Consider the following 16,335-nt stretch of genomic DNA (forward strand, 5'->3'; position numbering starts at 1 on the left):
GATCAGGTGAGGATTTCGATGGCCAGCGCATGCAGGCCGGCGTCGGTGAAATTGCGCAGCGCATCATACACAAGGCGGTGTTGCGCCACGCGGCTCTTGCCGGTGAAGGCGGGGGAGGCAATGCGCACCCGGAAATGGGTGCCGTAGCCCAGTCCGTTGGCACCGGCGTGCCCGGCGTGGGCCGCGCTTTCGTCGATGACTTCCAGACGGGTCGGACTGAGGGCGGCGTCGAGGGCGGCCTGCAGCGCAGCCGCAGTGGGCACGAACAGCTGGTCCGGGATCATGAGCCGGTCCCCGCTTCGGTGTCGCTCTTGAGGTAGCGGGCAATGTACAGACCCTGGCCGATGATGAAGACCACCGGAAACACGTAACCCCAGAGCTTGAAGTTGACCCAGTCCTCGGTGGAGTAGTAGGCCGCGACGTAACCGTTGATGGCAGCCATGAACAGGAAGTAGGCGATCCAGATCACGGTCAGGCGCGACCACACCGGGGCCGGCAGGCTGAGCTGGCTGCCCAGCAGGATCTGCAGGAAGTTCTTCTTCCAGACCCACAGCGCCGCAGCCAGCACGATGGCCATGCTTGCGTAGAGGACGGTGGGCTTCCACTTGATGAAGCGCTCGTCGTGCAGCAGCAGCGTGAGGGCGCCGAACACCAGCACCAGCAGCAGAGTCACCTTCTGCAGCGTCTGCAGCCGCTTGTCGATGCCGTAGATGATGCCGGTCTGCACCACGGTGGCGGCCATGAGCACGCCGGTGGCGGTGTAGATGTCGCCAAACTTGTAGGCGGCCACAAACAGCGCAATGGGGAAGAAGTCGATCAGGAAACGCATGGAAAGAATTATCGGTGTTGTCGTGGCGATGGTCTGAGACCGGCTGGCGGTCAAGGTTCCCTGGCCATCTGCCGATAAGCATCACACCCCTCAGGCACCAACAGGCATGCGGCCAGTCCGGGGCTTTTTCTGCATTTCCTTCACAGGTGGACCCATGAGCGATGACGAGCAGTTCGAGAGTTTCAAAGTGTCTCTGGCCGATTTCATGGAACAGACGAGTGCCCTGGTGGACCGGGTGCTGTCCGACGAAACCCACAAGGCCCATCTCGCACCCCTGGTGCCCTGGGTCAGCGAGGTGATGTCGGCGTCCATGGAGCGCGAGCTGATCGAACAGGTGGGCCTGGCCTATTGGTCGCGCATGGGCATGACTTCCACGTCCACCCCCGCGCGCCTGAAAATCCTGGAACTCAACGGCCTGGCGGATGCGATTCGGAACAGCTTGCAACCCGGCCAGGACAGCGGTACCGAAGCCAGCTTCGCCCAGACACACCTGCTCGGTGTGTGCAGCCTGACGGTCGGCAGCTTGCTGGACGCCATTGGCGACATGTTCCCGCTGGTGCGCGGCATTTTGCGCTCCACCCAGGACGCCATCGACGTGGCCAGCAGCTGAATCGCATCGGGGGCCGGAACTTGGCCCACACTCCGTTGCTCTAGAGTGCTTCTTCTGCAACTCAGGGCATCGGAACCATGCAAATCCAGGAACAACAAGCCATTCTCACCATTGCTCTGTTGGCGGCGTTTGCCGACGGCGACAAGGCCGACAGCGAGCGCGAGGCCGTGCGGCGGCTGGCGGAGTCGCTGGGCCGCGAGGCCGGGAGCGCGGCGCTGGCGGGGTTGTATCAGGATGTGCTGCTCAAGCGGGTGACGCTGGCCGACGCCGTCGGCGCCCTGCGTGAACCGGCCCAGCGCCAGCTGGCCTACGAAATGGCGGTCTGCGTCTGCGACGCCGACGGGCGGCAGAACGCCGCCGAAACGGCTTTCCTCTCGGACCTGAAATCGCGCCTGGCCCTGGATGCTGGCCGCGCCCAGGCCTTCGAGCAGGAGGCCGATGCGGTGCTTACGGCCGCGGCTGCCGCGGCACCGGCGAGTGCGCCGGTGCCGGCACCCGCCCAGGCCCCGCAAGGCGCAGCCTCCAGCGACCCCGCCCGGGAAGCGGCCCTGGACAAGACCATCCTGAACGCGGCCCTGCTCAACGGTGCACTGGAACTGCTGCCGCAGTCCTGGGCCTCGATGGCCATCATCCCGCTGCAGGTGCGCATGGTCTACAACATCGGCCGCTCCTACGGCATCGAGCTTGACCAGGGCCATATCAAGGAGTTCATCACCACCGTCGGCGTGGGCCTGACCTCCCAGTACGTGGAGCAGTTCGGGCGCAAGCTGCTGGGTGGCCTGCTGGGCAAGGTGGCCGGCCGCACCATCGGCGGAATCGGCGGCGTGGCCACCGGCATGGCGATGTCGTTCGCCACCACCTATGCGCTCGGCCAGGTGGCCCGGCGCTACTACGCTGGCGGCCGCGTCATGAGCACGGCGCTGCTGCAGCAGACCTTCCAGCAGCTGCTGACCCCGGCCCGGCAGATGCAGACCCAGTACCTGCCCCAGATGAAGGACCTCTCGCGCACGCTGGACATGGGCAAGGTGCTTGGGATGGTGCGTGGCCAACCCTGACGACCCGCCGCGCCCGGTGCACTGGCCGCGTCGGCTTGCCGTGGCGGCGCTGCTGGTCGGTGTGCTGCTGATGAGCGTGTTCGCCTGGCGCGCCTGGCGCCAGCACGACTACCAGACCCGCCTGGCCGCGGGCGAAATCCAGGTCGAGACCTTGCGCGGCTGGATGACCCTCTCTTATATAGAGCGCGTGCACGGCGTGCCCGAGGAGCGGGTGCGCGAGGTGCTGGGCCTGCCAGCGTCCGGTGGTGACGACCTCAGCCTTCACGACTGGTTCGGTGCGCAAGGCATCGAACCGTTGGAGGGGCGCAAGAAGGTCGAGGCGCTGATTCTGGAGCGCCGGTCGGCGCTGCAGGAGCCTGATCGGTGAGCGACCTCAGTGGTGCGCTGCTGACGGCCTTGATCAACCAGGGCCAGTGGCTGCTGGCATCCGTGCTGTTTCTGGCCGCGTTGGGCCTGCCGCTGCCAGCTTCCATGCTGCTGCTGGCCGCCGGCGCTTTTGCCCGCCAGGGCGTGCTCGAACCTGTGATGTCGGCCGCGACCGGTGTGGCCGCTGCGGTGGCGGGGGACATGGGGTGCTATCTCGCAGGCCGGCTGATGGGCCAGCGCCTGCCGCAGTCATGGCGCACCGGTCCGGTCTGGCAGCGGGCGGCCGACACCTTTGCACGCCAGGGCGCCTGGGCGGTGCTGCTGACACGCTTCCTGTTGACCCCGCTCGCGCTGCCGGTGAACCTGCTGGCTGGCAGCACCCGTTTTCCCTGGCACCGGTTCTTGCTGCCAGTGCTGGTGGGGGAGCTGGTGTGGGTGGCGCTGTTCGGTGGGCTCGGTTACGTGTTCGCCGATCGCTGGGAGTGGGTGAGCGCCTGGGCGGAGGACTCGGTGGGCCTTCTGTTGGGTGGGTTGCTGGCCGCCGCGGGTTTGTGGGGGCTCTGGCGCCTGCGTTGAACTCTTACGCGGGTGGTTCGGGCAGAATCTGCTCGCCCGAAGATGCTTCTGGCGCCCCATCACCCAAGAGAAGGATTCCTCCGATGACCAAGCCCCTGCGTTTCCCGCTGATCGCCGCGACCCTGGCCGCCACCGCACTGCTTGCCGCCTGTGGTGGTGGTGACGACGACCCATCGGTGGAAGGAGACAGCTCCGGCGACGTGGTGGCCAAGTACATCGGCACGTGGGAGTCGGACTGTTACGCCGACAGCGGCGCGTCCGCCAAGATCCGCGCCGACTTCACCAAGGTCGCGGCCACCAGCTTCAGCGGCAATGTGGTGGCCTACGGCTATGTGGGCAGCTCCTGCTCCGGCCCCAGCGTCAAGGACGAGAACGTGCTGACCAACCTGTCGATGAATCACGCCGGCACCAAAGCGATTGCCGGCGTCACCGCCGACAAGTTCAATGGCGCTGCCGACCAGGGCAACGGCAAGCTGGTGATGTACACCGACGGCACCACCTTGCAGCTGGGCGACGAAGACGGTGCGAAGGATGCCGAGGGCTATGCCAACAGCTTCTACGACAGCCGCTACACCCTCAAGCGCCGCAACTGATGTGGCGGGCGGGCCTCACATCGAGGCCCGCAGCATGTCACGGTAGTCGGCCGCGCTGGCCAGCCGCGGGTTGGTCTTGTGGCAGTGGTCCGCCAGCGCGCCCTGGATCACCTTGTCGAACAGGTCCTCGGTCACACCCAGGGACGCCAGCCCCGCGGGCAGCCCCAGCCGCGTGTTCATGGCCCGGATGGCCTCACCCAGCCGTTGCGCCACCGCAGCCGCATCACCATCTTCCGGCAGGCCCATGGCGTGGGCCATGCGCTGCAGGCGCCGCTCCTTCTGCACACTCTCGGCACCCGCGTTGAAGGCAATCACGGCGGGCAGGAAGAGGGCGTTGAGTGTGCCGTGATGCAGCCTCGGGTTCACGCCACCCAGGCTGTGGCTCAGGCTGTGCACACAGCCCAGCCCTTTCTGGAACGCCATCGCGCCCTGCATGGAAGCGCTCATCATGTTCAGCCGCGCCTCCCGGTCTTGCCCATCGTTGGTCGCGCGTTCGATGTGTGACCAGCCACGCTGCAGGCCATCGAGCGCAATGCCGTCGGCCGGCGGGTTGAAGGCCGGCGCCATGAAAGTTTCCATGCAGTGCGCGATCGCGTCCATGCCGGTGGCGGCGGTCAACAGCGGTGGCAAGCCCAGGGTGAGCGCGGGGTCGAGGATGGCGGTTTTGGGCACCAGGTGCCAGCTGTGAAAACCCAGCTTGCGGCCATCGTCGACGATCACAATGGCGCCGCGCGCCACCTCGCTGCCGGTGCCTGCGGTGGTGGGCACGGCGATCAGCGGCAGCACGGCCGGGGTGATCTTGGGTGAACCGCCTTCGATGGTGGCGTAGGTCTTGAACGGGCCTTCGTGGGTGGCGGCAATGGCCACGCCCTTGGCGCAGTCGATCGAGCTGCCGCCGCCCAGCGCGATCAGACCGTCGCAGCCGCCGGCCTTGCAGGCCTCGACGGCGGCGCGCACCGCCGCCTCGTTGGGATTGCCCGGCGTCTGGTCGAACACCGCCACCGGCCAGCCGGGCAGGGCGGCCAGCGCCCGGTCCAGCAGCCCCGCGGCCTTGACGCCCGCGTCGGTCACGATCAGCGGCCGGGTGATGCCGGCCCGGGCGCACTCGGCGGCCAGCTGCGCCAGCGCGCCGTCTTCAATCAGGATGTTCGTCACGTACAGGATCTGCGCCATGGCTGCTTGTCTCGCTTGTTGTGTGGAATGGCAAAAACTATAAAGGCTGCGACGCCCGGTCCGGGTCGCACAGTGGGCAGCGGGGCGCGCGAAACACCGCCACAATGCCGGCCCATGTCGCACCACCATCCGAACCCCCGGTCGTTGCTCACGCCCGCCATGCGCGGACTGATCGACCGCATCGCCCGCGCCGGGCACCCGCCGCTGCACGCCCTGAGCCCGGACCAGGCCAAGGCCGCCTACGCCGCCGGGGCGGGTGTGGTGGACATTCCGCCGCACAAGCTGACGCGGGTCGAGGACCTCGGGATCCCCGCACGCGACGGGTTCGAACTGCCGGCCCGCCTGTATGCCCCCGCCAGCGAACAGTCCCTGCCAGTGCTGCTGTACTTACACGGCGGCGGTTTCACCGTCGGCAACATCGCCACCCACGAGCCGCTGTGCCGCCATCTCGCGCATCTGGCGCACTGCGCCGTGGTGTCGCTGGACTACCGGCTCGCGCCCGAATGGAAATTCCCCACTGCGGTGCACGACGCCTGGGACGCGCTGGGCTGGCTGCGCGAACAGGCCGAATCCCTTGGGCTGGACGGCACGCGCATCGCCGTCGGAGGGGACAGTGCGGGCGGCACCCTGGCCGCGGTCACCGCCATCGCCGCGCGCGATGCCGGCTGGCCGCTGGCGCTGCAGTTGCTGTTCTACCCCGGCACCGCCGGCCACCAGGACACTCCCAGCCACAAGACCTTCGCCCACGGCTTCATCCTCGAAGAGCCGCACATCAGCTATTTCTTCGGCCATTATCTGCGCGGTCCGCAGGACCGCGACGACTGGCGTTTCGCACCGCTGGACGGGGTCGACGACACCGGCCAGGTGCGCGATCTCGACGGCGTGGCGCCCGCCTGGATCGGCCTGGCCGAGTGCGACAGCCTGACCGACGAGGGCGTGATGTACGCCGACCGGCTGCGCATGGCGGGCGTGCCGGTGGACCTGGAGATCTACGCCGGCGTGGTGCACGGCTTCATCCAGTTCGGCCGCGCCATTCCCACCGCACTGACCGCCCACAACGACGCCGCCCGCGCGCTGCGCCACGCATTCGGAGAGTACTGACATGCCCCAACTCTCGCGTTCGGACTTCCGTTTCTTCCACCGCCTGCGCGTGCGCTGGGCCGAGGTGGACATGCAGAAGATCGTCTTCAACGCCCACTACCTGATGTACTTCGACACCGCCATCACCGACTACTGGCGGGCGGTGGCGCTGCCCTACGAAGAGGCCATGCACCGGCTCGGCGGTGACCTGTACGTCGTCAAGGCCACGGTGGAGTTCCACGCCTCGGCGCGCATGGACGACCAGATCGATGTGGCCATGAAATGCAGCCGCATCGGCACCTCGTCGCTCACCTTCACCGGCGCGATCTTCCGCGGCGACCAGCACCTGATCTCGGGCGAACTGGTCTATGTGTTCGCAGACCCTGCCACCCAGACATCACGCCCGGTGCCGCAGGCGCTGCGCGACACTCTGATGGGCTACGAGGCCGGCGAGGCGGTGGCGGCGGTCCGCGTGGGCGACTGGGCCACGCTGGGTGCCGACGCACGGGCGGTCCGCACCGAGGTGTTCGTCGACGAACAGCAGATCCCCAAGGACCTGGAGCAGGACGTGGCCGACGCCACTGCGGTGCACGCCGTGGTCCACAACCGCCTGGGCCAGGCGGTCGCCACCGGGCGCCTGATTCCCACCGGCACGCCGGGCGTCTCGCAGGTGGGGCGGCTGGCGGTCAAGCGCGTGTTGCGCGGGGGCTCGCTGGGCCGGCAGGTGCTGCAGGCGCTGACCGAGGCGGCCCGTGCGCGCGGCGACCGCGAGGTGCTGCTGCATGCGCAAAGCAGCGCCATCGGCTTCTACGACCGGCTGGGCTGGCAGCGGCGCGGGCCGGCGTTCGAGGAAGCGGGCATCCCGCACCAGGAGATGTTCCTGCCGCTGTGAGCGGCGCGGCCGCTCAGGCCAGGCGCAGCCGACGCGGCTGGGCGTCGGTCCAGCGGTGCGGGCCGGCCGGCGGCGGCGTGTGGGTCCACTCGGTGAAGTCGGCGCTGAAACCCTGGCCATGGCGCGCCACGTTCAGCAGCAGGCTGCTGCGGGTGCCATAGCCACGGTCGGCCATGTCGACGAAAGGGCTGGACAGCGCGCGCTCCAGCTCGGCGGGAACACCGGTGGCCGGCAGTTCGGACATAGGACGGATGTCGCGGTCGGCCAGCGCGGCCACCAGCGGTGACGTTGCGTCCGGTCCGGTCGTGAGGGCTTCGGCCAGCGCCTGTTTCAGCCGCAGCGTCTTGGGCCAGGGTGTGTCGAGCGCCGCGTTGGACAGGCCGTAGACGCCCGGCGCCAGCCGCCGGTGGTGCAGGCGGTCGGTGTGTTCTTCATGGGGTTGAGCCGGGTCGCGGTTGCTCACCCAGGCCCAGAAACCGCAGGTCAGATCACCCACCACCAGGTTGAAGCCGCCGTAGTCGACTGCGGACACGTCGGACAGCAGTGTGTCCCAGGAGCTGCCGGACTGCAGCCAGCGCGTGGTCAGCTCGCCTCGGCTGCGGCGGCCCGGGCCGGGGTTCGCACTGCGCACATTGGTCAGCATGGCGACGCGGCCGACCTCGCTCATGCCCAGCCAGGTGCCGCCGTCCCGCAGGTCGCGACCCGCGACCACGCCGGTGCCGTCGGGCAGGGTCCAGCGGTGCAGCGGCTCAGTGGGCCGCTCAAAGAACTCGTCGCGGTTGGCCGCCAGCAGCAGCGGACGATCTGGGTCAGTGCCGATGGCGAAGGCGATCAGGCACATTGCGTCTCGCAATGCAATGCTTGAATCTGGCGCCGGGCCGCCCCAAGCCGGATTCGCGCCCCCTCGGGGGGCAGCGACCCGCGCAGCGGTGGAGCGTGGGGGCCCATGTTCCTTCAAACATCTGCCAGCAGCGGGTAAGGCAGGGGCAGCAGCGTGAGCGACGGACCGTCGGCGGCGCCCAGGTGCAGCGCGCCGCCTTCGGCCGCGCTGGTCTGCATCGACACCATGGCGCTCCAGCCGCCCGAGGGCGAGGCCGCCGCGGCGACCACCGTGCCGCAGGGCTGCGACGGGTCGCTGTCGTGGAACACCTCCTGGCCCGCGGCCATGGGCGCATCCCCGAACACCGGGTAGGCCCGGCGCTTGAGCGTGCCGCGGAACTGACTGCGTGCCACCACTTCCTGGCCGGGGTAGCAGCCTTTCTTGAAGTTCACGCCACCGACCGATTCCATGTTCACCATCTGCGGCACAAAAGCTTCGACCACCGGCTGGCTCAGCAGCGGCACACCGGCCACCACGTCCAGCCAGTCCCAGGCGGTGCTGTCGAGCGCCGGGCCGGCGGGCGGTTCCACCCCGGCCGGCGCGATCCAGAGGGCACGGGCGGTGCTGTCGGCGGGATACAGGCGCACCAGCTGCGCACCGTCGGCGTCCAGCTTGCTCCAGGGCGCTGCGGGCAGGGCAGCGGGCACCGCGTCACCGGCCAGACCGCACAACTGGAACTCGGCACTGGCGTCGCTCAGCTTGGCCTTGGCGCGTAGCACGAACATGGACAGGCGCTTGAGCGTTGCCGGGAGCAGGTCGGCCTGGCACACGAGCAGGATCTCGTCGTGCGTGCGCTTGAAGCCGATGAAACTGGCCAGCAGCCGGCCCTTGGCGGTGCAGAACCCGGCCAGCCGGGCTTCGGACAGCCCCAGCAGGGAGAAGTCATTGGTCAGCTGGCTGTGAAGGAACTTGGCGGCCTCTTCGCCCTGGGCGCGGATGACGCCGAGCCGGGGCAGCAAGGCCACGCCGCGCAGGGCGTTGGGAGGGGGGAAATCAGGGGCTTGGAACATGATCGGTCGATTATCATGCGCCGTCCTGCGACGCGCCCCAGCGTCCGCCAAGCCCCCCCATTTCCTGCTGTGATACGACTGCTCTCCCGGCTCCTGCTGTTGACAATTTTGCTGGCCGGGATGCTCGCGGGCGGTGCCTGGTGGTGGCTGGGCCAGCCACTGGTGCTGCCAGCGACCACCACCGCCGAACAACCGCTGGCCGTGGAAATCCCGCCCGGCGCCTCGGCCCGGGGCGTGGCCAGCGCGCTGACCGGCGCGGGCGTGCAGGCACCACCGCTGCTGCTGCAAGTGTGGTTCCGCCTGTCGGGCCAGTCGCGGGCCATCAAGGCCGGTGTCTATGAAATCCAGCCCGGCGCCACACCGCGCAGCCTGCTGAGGCAACTCGTGAGGGGTGAGCAGGCTCTGCGCAGCCTGACGCTGCTCGAGGGCTGGAATTTCCGCGAACTGATGGCCGCGGTGCGCGCCTCGCCCGACCTGACCCAGGACCTGGACGGGCTGGATGGTGCGGGCATCATGGCCAAGATCGGCTACCCGGGGCGCCACCCCGAAGGCCGCTTCTTTCCGGACACTTACCGCATGGTCCGCCAGGCCCCCGCGTCGAGCGTGCTGAAGCAGGCCGCACAGGCCATGGAGCAGCGGCTTGCCCAGGCCTGGGAGCAGCGCGACCCGGGAACCTTGTTGCGCTCGCCCGATGAAGCATTGATCCTGGCCAGCATCATCGAGAAAGAGACCGGCACCGAGGCGGACCGCGCCATGGTCGGTGGCGTGTTCAACAACCGCTTGCGCATCGGCATGCGCCTGCAGACTGACCCGACCGTGATTTATGGCCTGGGGGAACGCTTCGACGGCAATCTGCGCAAGATCGACCTGCAGACCGACACCCCCTACAACAGCTACACCCGCGCCGGCCTTCCGCCGACGCCGATCTCCATGCCTGGCTGGGCCGCGCTGTTGGCGGCGGTGAAACCGGCCGACACCCGGGCCCTGTATTTCGTGGCGCGTGGCGACGGCAGCAGCCAGTTCAGTGCCACCCTCGACGAACACAACGCGGCGGTGCGCAAGTTCCAGCTGCAGAAGTGAACCACCATGAGTTCTGAAGCGACCGTCTCGCGCGGCCTGTTCATCAGCTTCGAAGGCATCGACGGTGCCGGCAAGTCGACCCATATCGAAGGGCTGGCCAAGGCCTTCCGGGACCAGGGCCGCACCGTCACGCTCACGCGCGAGCCGGGCGGCACGCCGCTGGCCGAAAAGCTGCGGGCCATGGTGCTGGGCGATCCGATGGACCCGCTGACCGAGTCGCTGCTGGTGTTCGCGGCGCGGCGCGATCACCTGGTGACGGTGATCGAACCGGCCCTGGCGCGCGGTGAAGTGGTGCTGTGCGACCGCTTTACCGACGCCACCTTCGCCTACCAGGGCGGCGGGCGGGGCTTTGACCTGGAGGTGCTGGGCGCCCTGGAGCGCTGGGTGCAGACCACACCCGCTGCCTTGAACGGTCTGCGCCAGCCCGACCTGACGGTCTGGTTCGACCTGCCGCCCGAAACCGCCGCCGCCCGCCTGGCCGATGCCCGCACGCCGGACCGCTTCGAAGCCCTGCCGCTCGAGTTCTTCCGCCGCGTGGTCGCCGGGTATGCCGCCCGCGCCGAGGCACAGCCTGCGCGCTTCGCCCGTATCCAGGCCGACCAGACCCGCCACCAGGTCTGGCAGCAACTGACGGCAACCTTCGTGCGCCGCGGCTGGCTGTCCATCATGGTCGCTGCCAATAGTGGGCCGAAATGACCACCTCTCTGGATGCTCCCTGGCTGCTGAAACAGCGCGAACGCCTGCTGGCGCAGCGCGGTCACGCCTGGCTGCTGCAGGGTCCGAGCGGCCTGGGCCAGTACGCGCTCGGCCTGTCCCTGGCCCAGGCCTGGCTGTGTGAACAACCCAGCGCCCACGGTGCCTGCGGGGCATGCGAGAGCTGCCACCTGATCAGCAGCCGCTCTCATCCCGACCTGGTGGTGCTGATGCCGGAAACCGAGATGCTGGCGCGCGGCTGGCCGCTGTCCGAGGCGGCACAGAAAGAGGTCGACGACAAGAAGCGCAAGCCCAGCAAGGAAATCCGTGTCGAGGCCATGCGCGACATGGTGGCCTTCGCGCAGCGCACCAGCGCGCGCGGCCGCGGCACGGCGGTGCTGGTGTATCCGGCCGAGCGCATGAACACGGTCACCGCCAACGCCTTGCTCAAGACCCTGGAGGAGCCGGCTGGCGACACCCGTTTTGTGCTGGCCAGCGAGTCGGCCCATCAGTTGCTGCCCACCATCCGCAGCCGCTGCCAGGCCCATGCCATGGTCTGGCCCTCGGACGGCGAGGCCATCGCCTGGCTGCAGGCCGGGGCCAAAGAGGCTGGTTTGAAAGAGGTAGGTGAAACAGAGGCCCGCGCCTGGCTGCAAGCAGCCGGAGGCCGGCCGGAAGATGCCCTGGCCTGGGCGCAGTCCGGACTGACCGCCTCCCGCTGGTCGCAGTTGCCCCAGGCGCTCGCGCGCGGCGACTGGGCGCTGGTGTCGGACTGGTCGGCACCGCAGCAGCTGGCCATGCTGCAGAAGCTCTGCCACGACCTGATGTCGGTGGCGGCCGGTGCGGCGCCGCGGTTCTTTCCCGCCGACAGCCTGCCGCCGGCGCCGCGGTGGGCCGTGCTGGCGCGCTGGTCCAAGGCGCTGGCCGACGCCGCACGCACGGTCGAGCATCCCTACAACGCCGGCCTGATGCAGGAAGCCTGGGTGGCGGCCACGCGACAGGTGCTCACGCGCGGGGCTGCGCGCGCCTGATGGCCCGAGGGGTCCAGGTCATTTGCCTTTAAACTTGCCCGCCATGAGCACCAGCCCGAGCCAGCCTGCCTCTTCACGCCCCAGCGTGATCCAGCTCTCCATCAAGGAGAAAGCGGCGCTCTACGCAGCGTACATCCCGCTGTTCACCGACGGGGGCATCTTCATTCCCTCGTCGCGTGACTACCGGATCGGTGACGACGTCTATGTGCTCCTGAGCCTGCCCGACGATCCGCAGCGCTATCCCGTCGCCGGAAAGGTGGCCTGGGTGACGCCGGCCAAAGCGCAAGGTGGCCGCACCCAGGGTGTGGGCATCCGCTTTCCGGCGGACGAAAAGTCCCGTCACCTGAAGATCAAGATCGAGGAAATCCTCGGTTCGGCGCTCGCCTCCGAGAAGCCGACACAGACGATGTGACCGTCGCGGGCGTCGGTCCCTCTCTCTCTGCTTTCTGCCTTGTCCCGGGCAATGCCTGCGGCCACCGCCATGTTCACCGACTCCCACTGCCACCTCAGCTTTCCCGAACTGTCCGAGCAACTGCCGGCCATCCTGCAGGCGATGGAAGAGGCGCAGGTCAACCGTGCACTGTGCATCTGCACCACGCTGGAAGAGTTCGACACGGTGCATGCCCTGGCCCGTGACCACCACCAGCTGTGGGCCACGGTCGGCGTGCATCCCGACAACGAAGGCGTGCGGGAGCCCACACTGGACGACCTGCTGGCGGGCGCAGCACGCGAGAAGGTGGTGGGGATTGGCGAGACGGGCTTGGACTACTACCGGCTCAATGGCCGCAGCGTGGCCGACATGGAATGGCAGCGCGAGCGGTTCCGGGTCCACATCCGCGCCGGACGGCAGACCGCGCTACCGCTGGTGATCCACACCCGAAGTGCCTCGGACGACACCCTGGCCATCCTGCGCGAGGAGGGCGGCTTCGCGGGCAGTGCAAGCGGTGCGGTGTCGCGGGGTGTGTTCCATTGTTTCACCGAGACGGCCGAGGTTGCGCGGGCCGCCCTGGATCTGGGCTTCTACATTTCCTTCTCCGGCATCCTGACCTTCCGCAACGCGGCCGACCTGCGGGAGGTCGCGCGCTTTGTCCCGGTGGATCGTATCCTCATCGAGACCGACAGCCCCTACCTCGCACCGGTGCCATACCGCGGCAAGACCAACAACCCGTCGTATGTCCCGCACGTGGCCCGCCAGATCGCCGAGATCAAGGGGCTGGGGGTCGAAGCGGTGGCCGAAGCCACGAGCCAGAACTTCGAACAGCTGTTCAATCAGGTGCTCTGAATGTTGAAGCTGAACATCAGGAGGTTTAAAAAGTACATTGTTTTCAATGTGCTTTTCACGTTTTGCAATTTCGGGTTTGCAGGCTCGTTCGAAGACTTCTTCAAAGCCGCGGAGCTGGACAACGAATCGGCTGTGGTGGCGCTGGCGTTGCGCGGCTTCGATCTCAACAGCCAGAACGAAAAAGGCGATTCGGGTCTCCATGTAGGGCTTCGCGAGGGCTCGCTGAAGGTGGTGAGCTTCCTGCTGACCCAGCGTGCGGTCCGCGTGGAGCTGTACAACCGACAGGGAGAGAGCCCCTTGATGATTGCCGCCATCAAGGGGCATCTGGACATGGCCCGCCAGCTGATCCGGCGGGGCGCCGAAGTCAACAAGCCCGGATGGACGCCGCTACACTATGCCTCGTCACGGGCCGAGTCCGACAGTGCTGACATGGTGCGGCTGCTGCTGGAACACCACGCTTACATCGACGCGGAGTCGCCCAACCGGTCCACGCCGCTGATGCTGGCCGCCATGTACGGTCACCGTGACCTCGTGTCTTTGCTGCTGGAGGAGGGGGCCGACCCGTCGCTGCGCAATGACCAGGGACTCACCGCCGTCGACTTCGCCCGCCGCGCCGAGCGCGATGACTTGGCCGAGCTGATCGCTCAGCGTCTGCGGCAGCGCCGCGCACCAGGCCGCTGAACCAACAGCGGTCGCGTCAGCGACTGCCGCCTGTTTCTGTAGGTGTAACCCACATGGGGATCGGGGCGAATGCCACCGAGAATCGCCATGTTCTTATTCCGAGGAGACAGCCGTGGCGATAGCCAGTCAAAAAGACTTTGTTTCGGGACTCATGTTCATGACCGTGGGTGGTTCGTTCGCCTGGGGTGCGGTGGACTACGAGATTGGAGAAGCCGCACGCATGGGGCCGGGATACTTCCCCTTCATGCTCGGCCTCCTTCTGGTGTTGCTGGGTGCACTGGTCACCTTCAACTCCTTCAAGTCCGGCCCTCCGGGCGGCGACAAGATCGGAGCCATCGCGTGGAGACCGCTGGTCTTCATCCTGGGGGCCAACCTGCTGTTCGGCGCCTTGCTGGTGGGGCTGCCCTCGCTGGGCATTCCTCCCTTCGGCCTGATCGTGGCGATCTATGGCCTGGTCGTCATGGCCGGTTATGCCCGCGAAGGCTCTAAGCTCAAGGAATCGCTGATCCTGGCCACCATCCTGGCCGTCGGTAGCTACCTGGCCTTCGTGAAGATGCTGAACCTGCAGTTCCCCGTGCTGCCCTGGTTCCTGGCCAACTGAACCCGAGGAGAACAACAACATGGATCTGATCAACAACCTCACCCTGGGTTTTGGTGTTGCCTTCACCTTCCAGAACCTGATCTACGCCTTCATCGGCTGCCTGCTGGGCACGCTGATCGGTGTGCTGCCCGGTATCGGCCCACTGGCCACCATCGCCATGCTGCTGCCGGCCACCTACGGTCTGCCGCCTGTGGCCGCACTCATCATGCTGGCCGGCATCTACTACGGTGCACAGTACGGTGGCTCGACCACCGCCATTCTCGTGAACCTGCCGGGCGAGTCGTCGTCCGTGGTGACCGTGATCGACGGGTACCAGATGGCGCGCAAGGGCAGGGCAGGCCCCGCACTGGCTGCGGCCGGTCTGGGCTCCTTCTTTGCCGGCTGCGTGGGCACCCTGATTCTTGCGGCGTTTGCGGCGCCCCTGACCGACCTTGCGCTGGAATTTGGCCCCGCCGAATATTTCTCGCTGATGATCGTGGGCCTGATCGGCGCTGTGGTGCTTGCTTCCGGCTCGCTGGTGAAGGCCTTGGCGATGATCGTGCTGGGCCTGCTGCTCGGTCTGGTCGGTACCGACGTGAACTCGGGTGTGGCCCGCTACAGCTTCGACATTCCCGAACTGACCGATGGCATCAGCTTCCTGGCCATCGCCATGGGCGTGTTTGGCTACGGCGAAATCATCCAGAACCTGTCGCACCCGGACGAAAAGCGCGAGGTGTTCACCGGCAAAGTGCAGGGCATCATGCCGACCGCCGAGGACTTCAAGAACATGATCCCGGCCGTGCTGCGTGGTACGGCGCTCGGTTCGGCTCTGGGCATCCTGCCCGGTGGCGGCGCCTTGCTGTCGGCCTTCACCGCTTACACCATAGAAAAGAAGACCAAGCTCAAGCCCGGTGAAGTGCCGTTCGGCCAGGGCAACATCCGCGGTGTGGCCGCGCCGGAGTCGGCCAACAACGCCGGTTCGCAGACCTCCTTCATCCCGCTGCTGACGCTGGGCATCCCCCCCAACGCCGTGATGGCGCTGATGGTCGGGGCCATGACCATCCACAACATCCAGCCGGGCCCGCAGGTCATGACCAGCAACCCTGAACTGTTCTGGGGCCTGATCGCCTCGATGTGGATCGGCAACGCCATGCTGGTGATCCTGAACCTGCCGCTGATCGGTATCTGGATCAAGCTGCTGACCGTGCCTTACAAGTGGCTGTTCCCGGCCATCGTGCTGTTCTGTGCGATCGGCGTGTACTCGACCAACAACAATAGTTTCGACATCTGGATGGTGGCGCTGTTCGGTCTGATTGGCTATGGCTTCATCAAGCTGGGTTGTGAACCGGCTCCGCTGCTGCTGGGTCTGATCCTGGGGCCGATGATGGAGGAATACCTGCGCCGGGCACTGCTGATTTCGCGCGGCGACTGGTCGGTGTTCGTGACCCGTCCGCTGTCGGCCAGCCTGCTGGTGGTGGCGGCCATTCTGCTGATCGTGGTGCTGATGCCGTCTGTGAAGAAGAAGCGCGAAGAAGCGTTTGTCGAAGACTGATTCGGCTCAGTCGTTGGAACAGAAACCCCGGTCAGGAGCCTCTGACCGGGGTTTTTTCTTGTGGGAATCGGATCAACCCGGCAGCTGCCGCCCAGCCCATGACAGCACTTGCCAGAACGCCAGCACCGGCGAGAGCACGCAGGCCCAGAACACCAGAAACTCGAGGGCCATGGCAAGGTAGTGCTCAAACGTGGACAGCATGACGTTTCCTTTTGGGCTTTGGATTCAAGTGAACCAGGGTTCCTGCCGAGATGTGAGATCGGTCACAAATCTGCCGATGACTCCAGTTCGGTTGCCCATGGGCAGACTTGAGGGCGATCGCGTGGCGTGACGTAATAAATGTTTCTGGATGCAACATTCATATTATGCTCT

At 67.1% G+C, this 16,335-nt stretch carries 21 protein-coding genes; 15 read left to right on the forward strand and 6 right to left on the reverse strand.

Going from position 1 to position 16,335, the window contains the following annotated elements; all coding sequences use genetic code 11:
- Window positions 1-2 precede the first annotated feature (2 nt).
- Window positions 3-284, reverse strand: a complete 282-nt coding sequence (locus HFL01S_RS21050) for a BolA family protein (protein ID WP_066262335.1) — start codon at window positions 282-284, stop codon at window positions 3-5.
- Window positions 281-829: a septation protein A gene (locus HFL01S_RS21055; RefSeq protein WP_066262337.1), complete on the reverse strand. Its 549-nt coding sequence runs from the start codon at window positions 827-829 to the stop codon at window positions 281-283. The genes HFL01S_RS21050 and HFL01S_RS21055 overlap by 4 nt, the downstream gene beginning before the upstream one ends.
- 154 nt (window positions 830-983) lie before the next feature.
- On the opposite strand from HFL01S_RS21055, the gene HFL01S_RS21060 reads away from it, so the two are divergent.
- From HFL01S_RS21060 to HFL01S_RS21080, 5 genes are all read left to right on the forward strand, one after another.
- Complete coding sequence (locus tag HFL01S_RS21060; RefSeq protein ID WP_066262339.1) at window positions 984-1,439, forward strand: hypothetical protein; 456 nt, start codon at window positions 984-986, stop codon at window positions 1,437-1,439.
- A 77-nt stretch (window positions 1,440-1,516) separates the two neighbouring features.
- A complete protein-coding gene (locus tag HFL01S_RS21065; RefSeq protein ID WP_066262341.1) occupies window positions 1,517-2,494 on the forward strand; it encodes a YcjF family protein in 978 nt (325 codons plus the stop codon).
- Window positions 2,481-2,861 (forward strand): hypothetical protein, encoded by a 381-nt coding sequence (locus tag HFL01S_RS21070; protein WP_066262347.1) that lies wholly within the window; start codon window positions 2,481-2,483, stop codon window positions 2,859-2,861. The genes HFL01S_RS21065 and HFL01S_RS21070 overlap by 14 nt, the downstream gene beginning before the upstream one ends.
- On the forward strand, window positions 2,858-3,436 hold the full coding sequence (locus tag HFL01S_RS21075; RefSeq protein WP_066262348.1) for a DedA family protein: 579 nt from the start codon (window positions 2,858-2,860) through the stop codon (window positions 3,434-3,436). The genes HFL01S_RS21070 and HFL01S_RS21075 overlap by 4 nt, the downstream gene beginning before the upstream one ends.
- 83 nt (window positions 3,437-3,519) lie before the next feature.
- Window positions 3,520-4,029, forward strand: coding sequence for a hypothetical protein (locus HFL01S_RS21080; RefSeq protein WP_066262349.1), 510 nt, complete (start codon window positions 3,520-3,522; stop codon window positions 4,027-4,029).
- Between the two features lie 15 nt (window positions 4,030-4,044).
- Here the strand turns inward: HFL01S_RS21080 and gbd are convergent, their stop codons facing one another.
- The gene (gene gbd, locus HFL01S_RS21085) at window positions 4,045-5,202 is read right to left on the reverse strand and encodes a 4-hydroxybutyrate dehydrogenase (RefSeq protein ID WP_066262351.1); all 1,158 of its coding nucleotides are present in this window, start codon (window positions 5,200-5,202) and stop codon (window positions 4,045-4,047) included.
- 114 nt (window positions 5,203-5,316) lie between these two features.
- Here gbd and HFL01S_RS21090 point away from each other — a divergent pair, with 114 nt between their 5' ends.
- Together HFL01S_RS21090 and HFL01S_RS21095 are read left to right on the forward strand one after the other, a co-directional pair.
- On the forward strand, window positions 5,317-6,303 hold the full coding sequence (locus tag HFL01S_RS21090; RefSeq protein ID WP_066262356.1) for an alpha/beta hydrolase: 987 nt from the start codon (window positions 5,317-5,319) through the stop codon (window positions 6,301-6,303).
- A gap of 1 nt (window position 6,304) precedes the next feature.
- Entirely contained in the window at window positions 6,305-7,174 is an 870-nt protein-coding gene (locus tag HFL01S_RS21095; protein WP_066262358.1) for a YbgC/FadM family acyl-CoA thioesterase, read from the forward strand.
- A 13-nt stretch (window positions 7,175-7,187) separates the two neighbouring features.
- Here the strand turns inward: HFL01S_RS21095 and HFL01S_RS21100 are convergent, their stop codons facing one another.
- Window positions 7,188-8,015 (reverse strand): NRDE family protein, encoded by an 828-nt coding sequence (locus HFL01S_RS21100; protein ID WP_066262360.1) that lies wholly within the window; start codon window positions 8,013-8,015, stop codon window positions 7,188-7,190.
- A 113-nt stretch (window positions 8,016-8,128) separates the two neighbouring features.
- The gene (gene ygfZ / locus HFL01S_RS21105; RefSeq protein WP_066262363.1) at window positions 8,129-9,064 is read right to left on the reverse strand and encodes a CAF17-like 4Fe-4S cluster assembly/insertion protein YgfZ; all 936 of its coding nucleotides are present in this window, start codon (window positions 9,062-9,064) and stop codon (window positions 8,129-8,131) included.
- 72 nt (window positions 9,065-9,136) lie between these two features.
- On the opposite strand from ygfZ, the gene mltG reads away from it, so the two are divergent.
- From mltG to HFL01S_RS21145, 8 genes are all read left to right on the forward strand, one after another.
- A complete protein-coding gene (gene mltG, locus HFL01S_RS21110) occupies window positions 9,137-10,144 on the forward strand; it encodes an endolytic transglycosylase MltG (protein ID WP_169802363.1) in 1,008 nt (335 codons plus the stop codon).
- 6 nt (window positions 10,145-10,150) lie between these two features.
- The gene (gene tmk / locus HFL01S_RS21115) at window positions 10,151-10,840 is read left to right on the forward strand and encodes a dTMP kinase (RefSeq protein ID WP_066262369.1); all 690 of its coding nucleotides are present in this window, start codon (window positions 10,151-10,153) and stop codon (window positions 10,838-10,840) included.
- Window positions 10,837-11,868, forward strand: coding sequence for a DNA polymerase III delta subunit-related protein (locus tag HFL01S_RS21120; protein ID WP_066262374.1), 1,032 nt, complete (start codon window positions 10,837-10,839; stop codon window positions 11,866-11,868). Before tmk ends, HFL01S_RS21120 begins: the two co-directional genes overlap by 4 nt.
- Window positions 11,869-11,911: 43 nt before the next feature.
- On the forward strand, window positions 11,912-12,280 hold the full coding sequence (locus HFL01S_RS21125) for a PilZ domain-containing protein (RefSeq protein ID WP_066160247.1): 369 nt from the start codon (window positions 11,912-11,914) through the stop codon (window positions 12,278-12,280).
- A 69-nt stretch (window positions 12,281-12,349) separates the two neighbouring features.
- Window positions 12,350-13,150 carry a TatD family hydrolase gene (locus HFL01S_RS21130; RefSeq protein WP_066262388.1) on the forward strand — a complete coding sequence of 267 codons (801 nt, stop codon included), beginning with the start codon at window positions 12,350-12,352 and terminating at the stop codon, window positions 13,148-13,150.
- The gene (locus tag HFL01S_RS21135; RefSeq protein WP_084383548.1) at window positions 13,151-13,831 is read left to right on the forward strand and encodes an ankyrin repeat domain-containing protein; all 681 of its coding nucleotides are present in this window, start codon (window positions 13,151-13,153) and stop codon (window positions 13,829-13,831) included.
- A 112-nt stretch (window positions 13,832-13,943) separates the two neighbouring features.
- Window positions 13,944-14,432, forward strand: coding sequence for a tripartite tricarboxylate transporter TctB family protein (locus HFL01S_RS21140; RefSeq protein ID WP_066262376.1), 489 nt, complete (start codon window positions 13,944-13,946; stop codon window positions 14,430-14,432).
- Between the two features lie 19 nt (window positions 14,433-14,451).
- Complete coding sequence (locus tag HFL01S_RS21145; protein ID WP_066262378.1) at window positions 14,452-15,963, forward strand: tripartite tricarboxylate transporter permease; 1,512 nt, start codon at window positions 14,452-14,454, stop codon at window positions 15,961-15,963.
- 72 nt (window positions 15,964-16,035) lie between these two features.
- Here the strand turns inward: HFL01S_RS21145 and HFL01S_RS25940 are convergent, their stop codons facing one another.
- Window positions 16,036-16,164: a hypothetical protein gene (locus tag HFL01S_RS25940; protein WP_281179938.1), complete on the reverse strand. Its 129-nt coding sequence runs from the start codon at window positions 16,162-16,164 to the stop codon at window positions 16,036-16,038.
- Window positions 16,165-16,335 lie beyond the last annotated feature (171 nt).

The organism is Hydrogenophaga flava NBRC 102514, from assembly GCF_001571145.1.
Lineage (GTDB): Bacteria > Pseudomonadota > Gammaproteobacteria > Burkholderiales > Burkholderiaceae_C > Hydrogenophaga > Hydrogenophaga flava.

Bases quoted from the DNA above. Each gene is read 5' to 3' on its own strand.
- HFL01S_RS21060 (WP_066262339.1), top strand. From the start codon at position 984: ATGAGCGATGACGAGCAGTTCGAGAGTTTCAAAGTGTCTCTGGCCGAT.
- HFL01S_RS21095 (WP_066262358.1), top strand. From the start codon at position 6,305: ATGCCCCAACTCTCGCGTTCGGACTTCCGTTTCTTCCACCGCCTGCGC.
- HFL01S_RS21145 (WP_066262378.1), top strand. From the start codon at position 14,452: ATGGATCTGATCAACAACCTCACCCTGGGTTTTGGTGTTGCCTTCACC.
- HFL01S_RS21055 (WP_066262337.1), bottom strand. From the start codon at position 829: ATGCGTTTCCTGATCGACTTCTTCCCCATTGCGCTGTTTGTGGCCGCC.
- gbd (WP_066262351.1), bottom strand. From the start codon at position 5,202: ATGGCGCAGATCCTGTACGTGACGAACATCCTGATTGAAGACGGCGCG.
- HFL01S_RS21090 (WP_066262356.1), top strand. From the start codon at position 5,317: ATGTCGCACCACCATCCGAACCCCCGGTCGTTGCTCACGCCCGCCATG.
- tmk (WP_066262369.1), top strand. From the start codon at position 10,151: ATGAGTTCTGAAGCGACCGTCTCGCGCGGCCTGTTCATCAGCTTCGAA.
- HFL01S_RS21120 (WP_066262374.1), top strand. From the start codon at position 10,837: ATGACCACCTCTCTGGATGCTCCCTGGCTGCTGAAACAGCGCGAACGC.
- HFL01S_RS21135 (WP_084383548.1), top strand. From the start codon at position 13,151: ATGTTGAAGCTGAACATCAGGAGGTTTAAAAAGTACATTGTTTTCAAT.
- ygfZ (WP_066262363.1), bottom strand. From the start codon at position 9,064: ATGTTCCAAGCCCCTGATTTCCCCCCTCCCAACGCCCTGCGCGGCGTG.
- HFL01S_RS21100 (WP_066262360.1), bottom strand. From the start codon at position 8,015: ATGTGCCTGATCGCCTTCGCCATCGGCACTGACCCAGATCGTCCGCTG.
- HFL01S_RS25940 (WP_281179938.1), bottom strand. From the start codon at position 16,164: ATGCTGTCCACGTTTGAGCACTACCTTGCCATGGCCCTCGAGTTTCTG.
- HFL01S_RS21130 (WP_066262388.1), top strand. From the start codon at position 12,350: ATGTTCACCGACTCCCACTGCCACCTCAGCTTTCCCGAACTGTCCGAG.
- HFL01S_RS21125 (WP_066160247.1), top strand. From the start codon at position 11,912: ATGAGCACCAGCCCGAGCCAGCCTGCCTCTTCACGCCCCAGCGTGATC.
- HFL01S_RS21065 (WP_066262341.1), top strand. From the start codon at position 1,517: ATGCAAATCCAGGAACAACAAGCCATTCTCACCATTGCTCTGTTGGCG.
- HFL01S_RS21080 (WP_066262349.1), top strand. From the start codon at position 3,520: ATGACCAAGCCCCTGCGTTTCCCGCTGATCGCCGCGACCCTGGCCGCC.
- HFL01S_RS21050 (WP_066262335.1), bottom strand. From the start codon at position 284: ATGATCCCGGACCAGCTGTTCGTGCCCACTGCGGCTGCGCTGCAGGCC.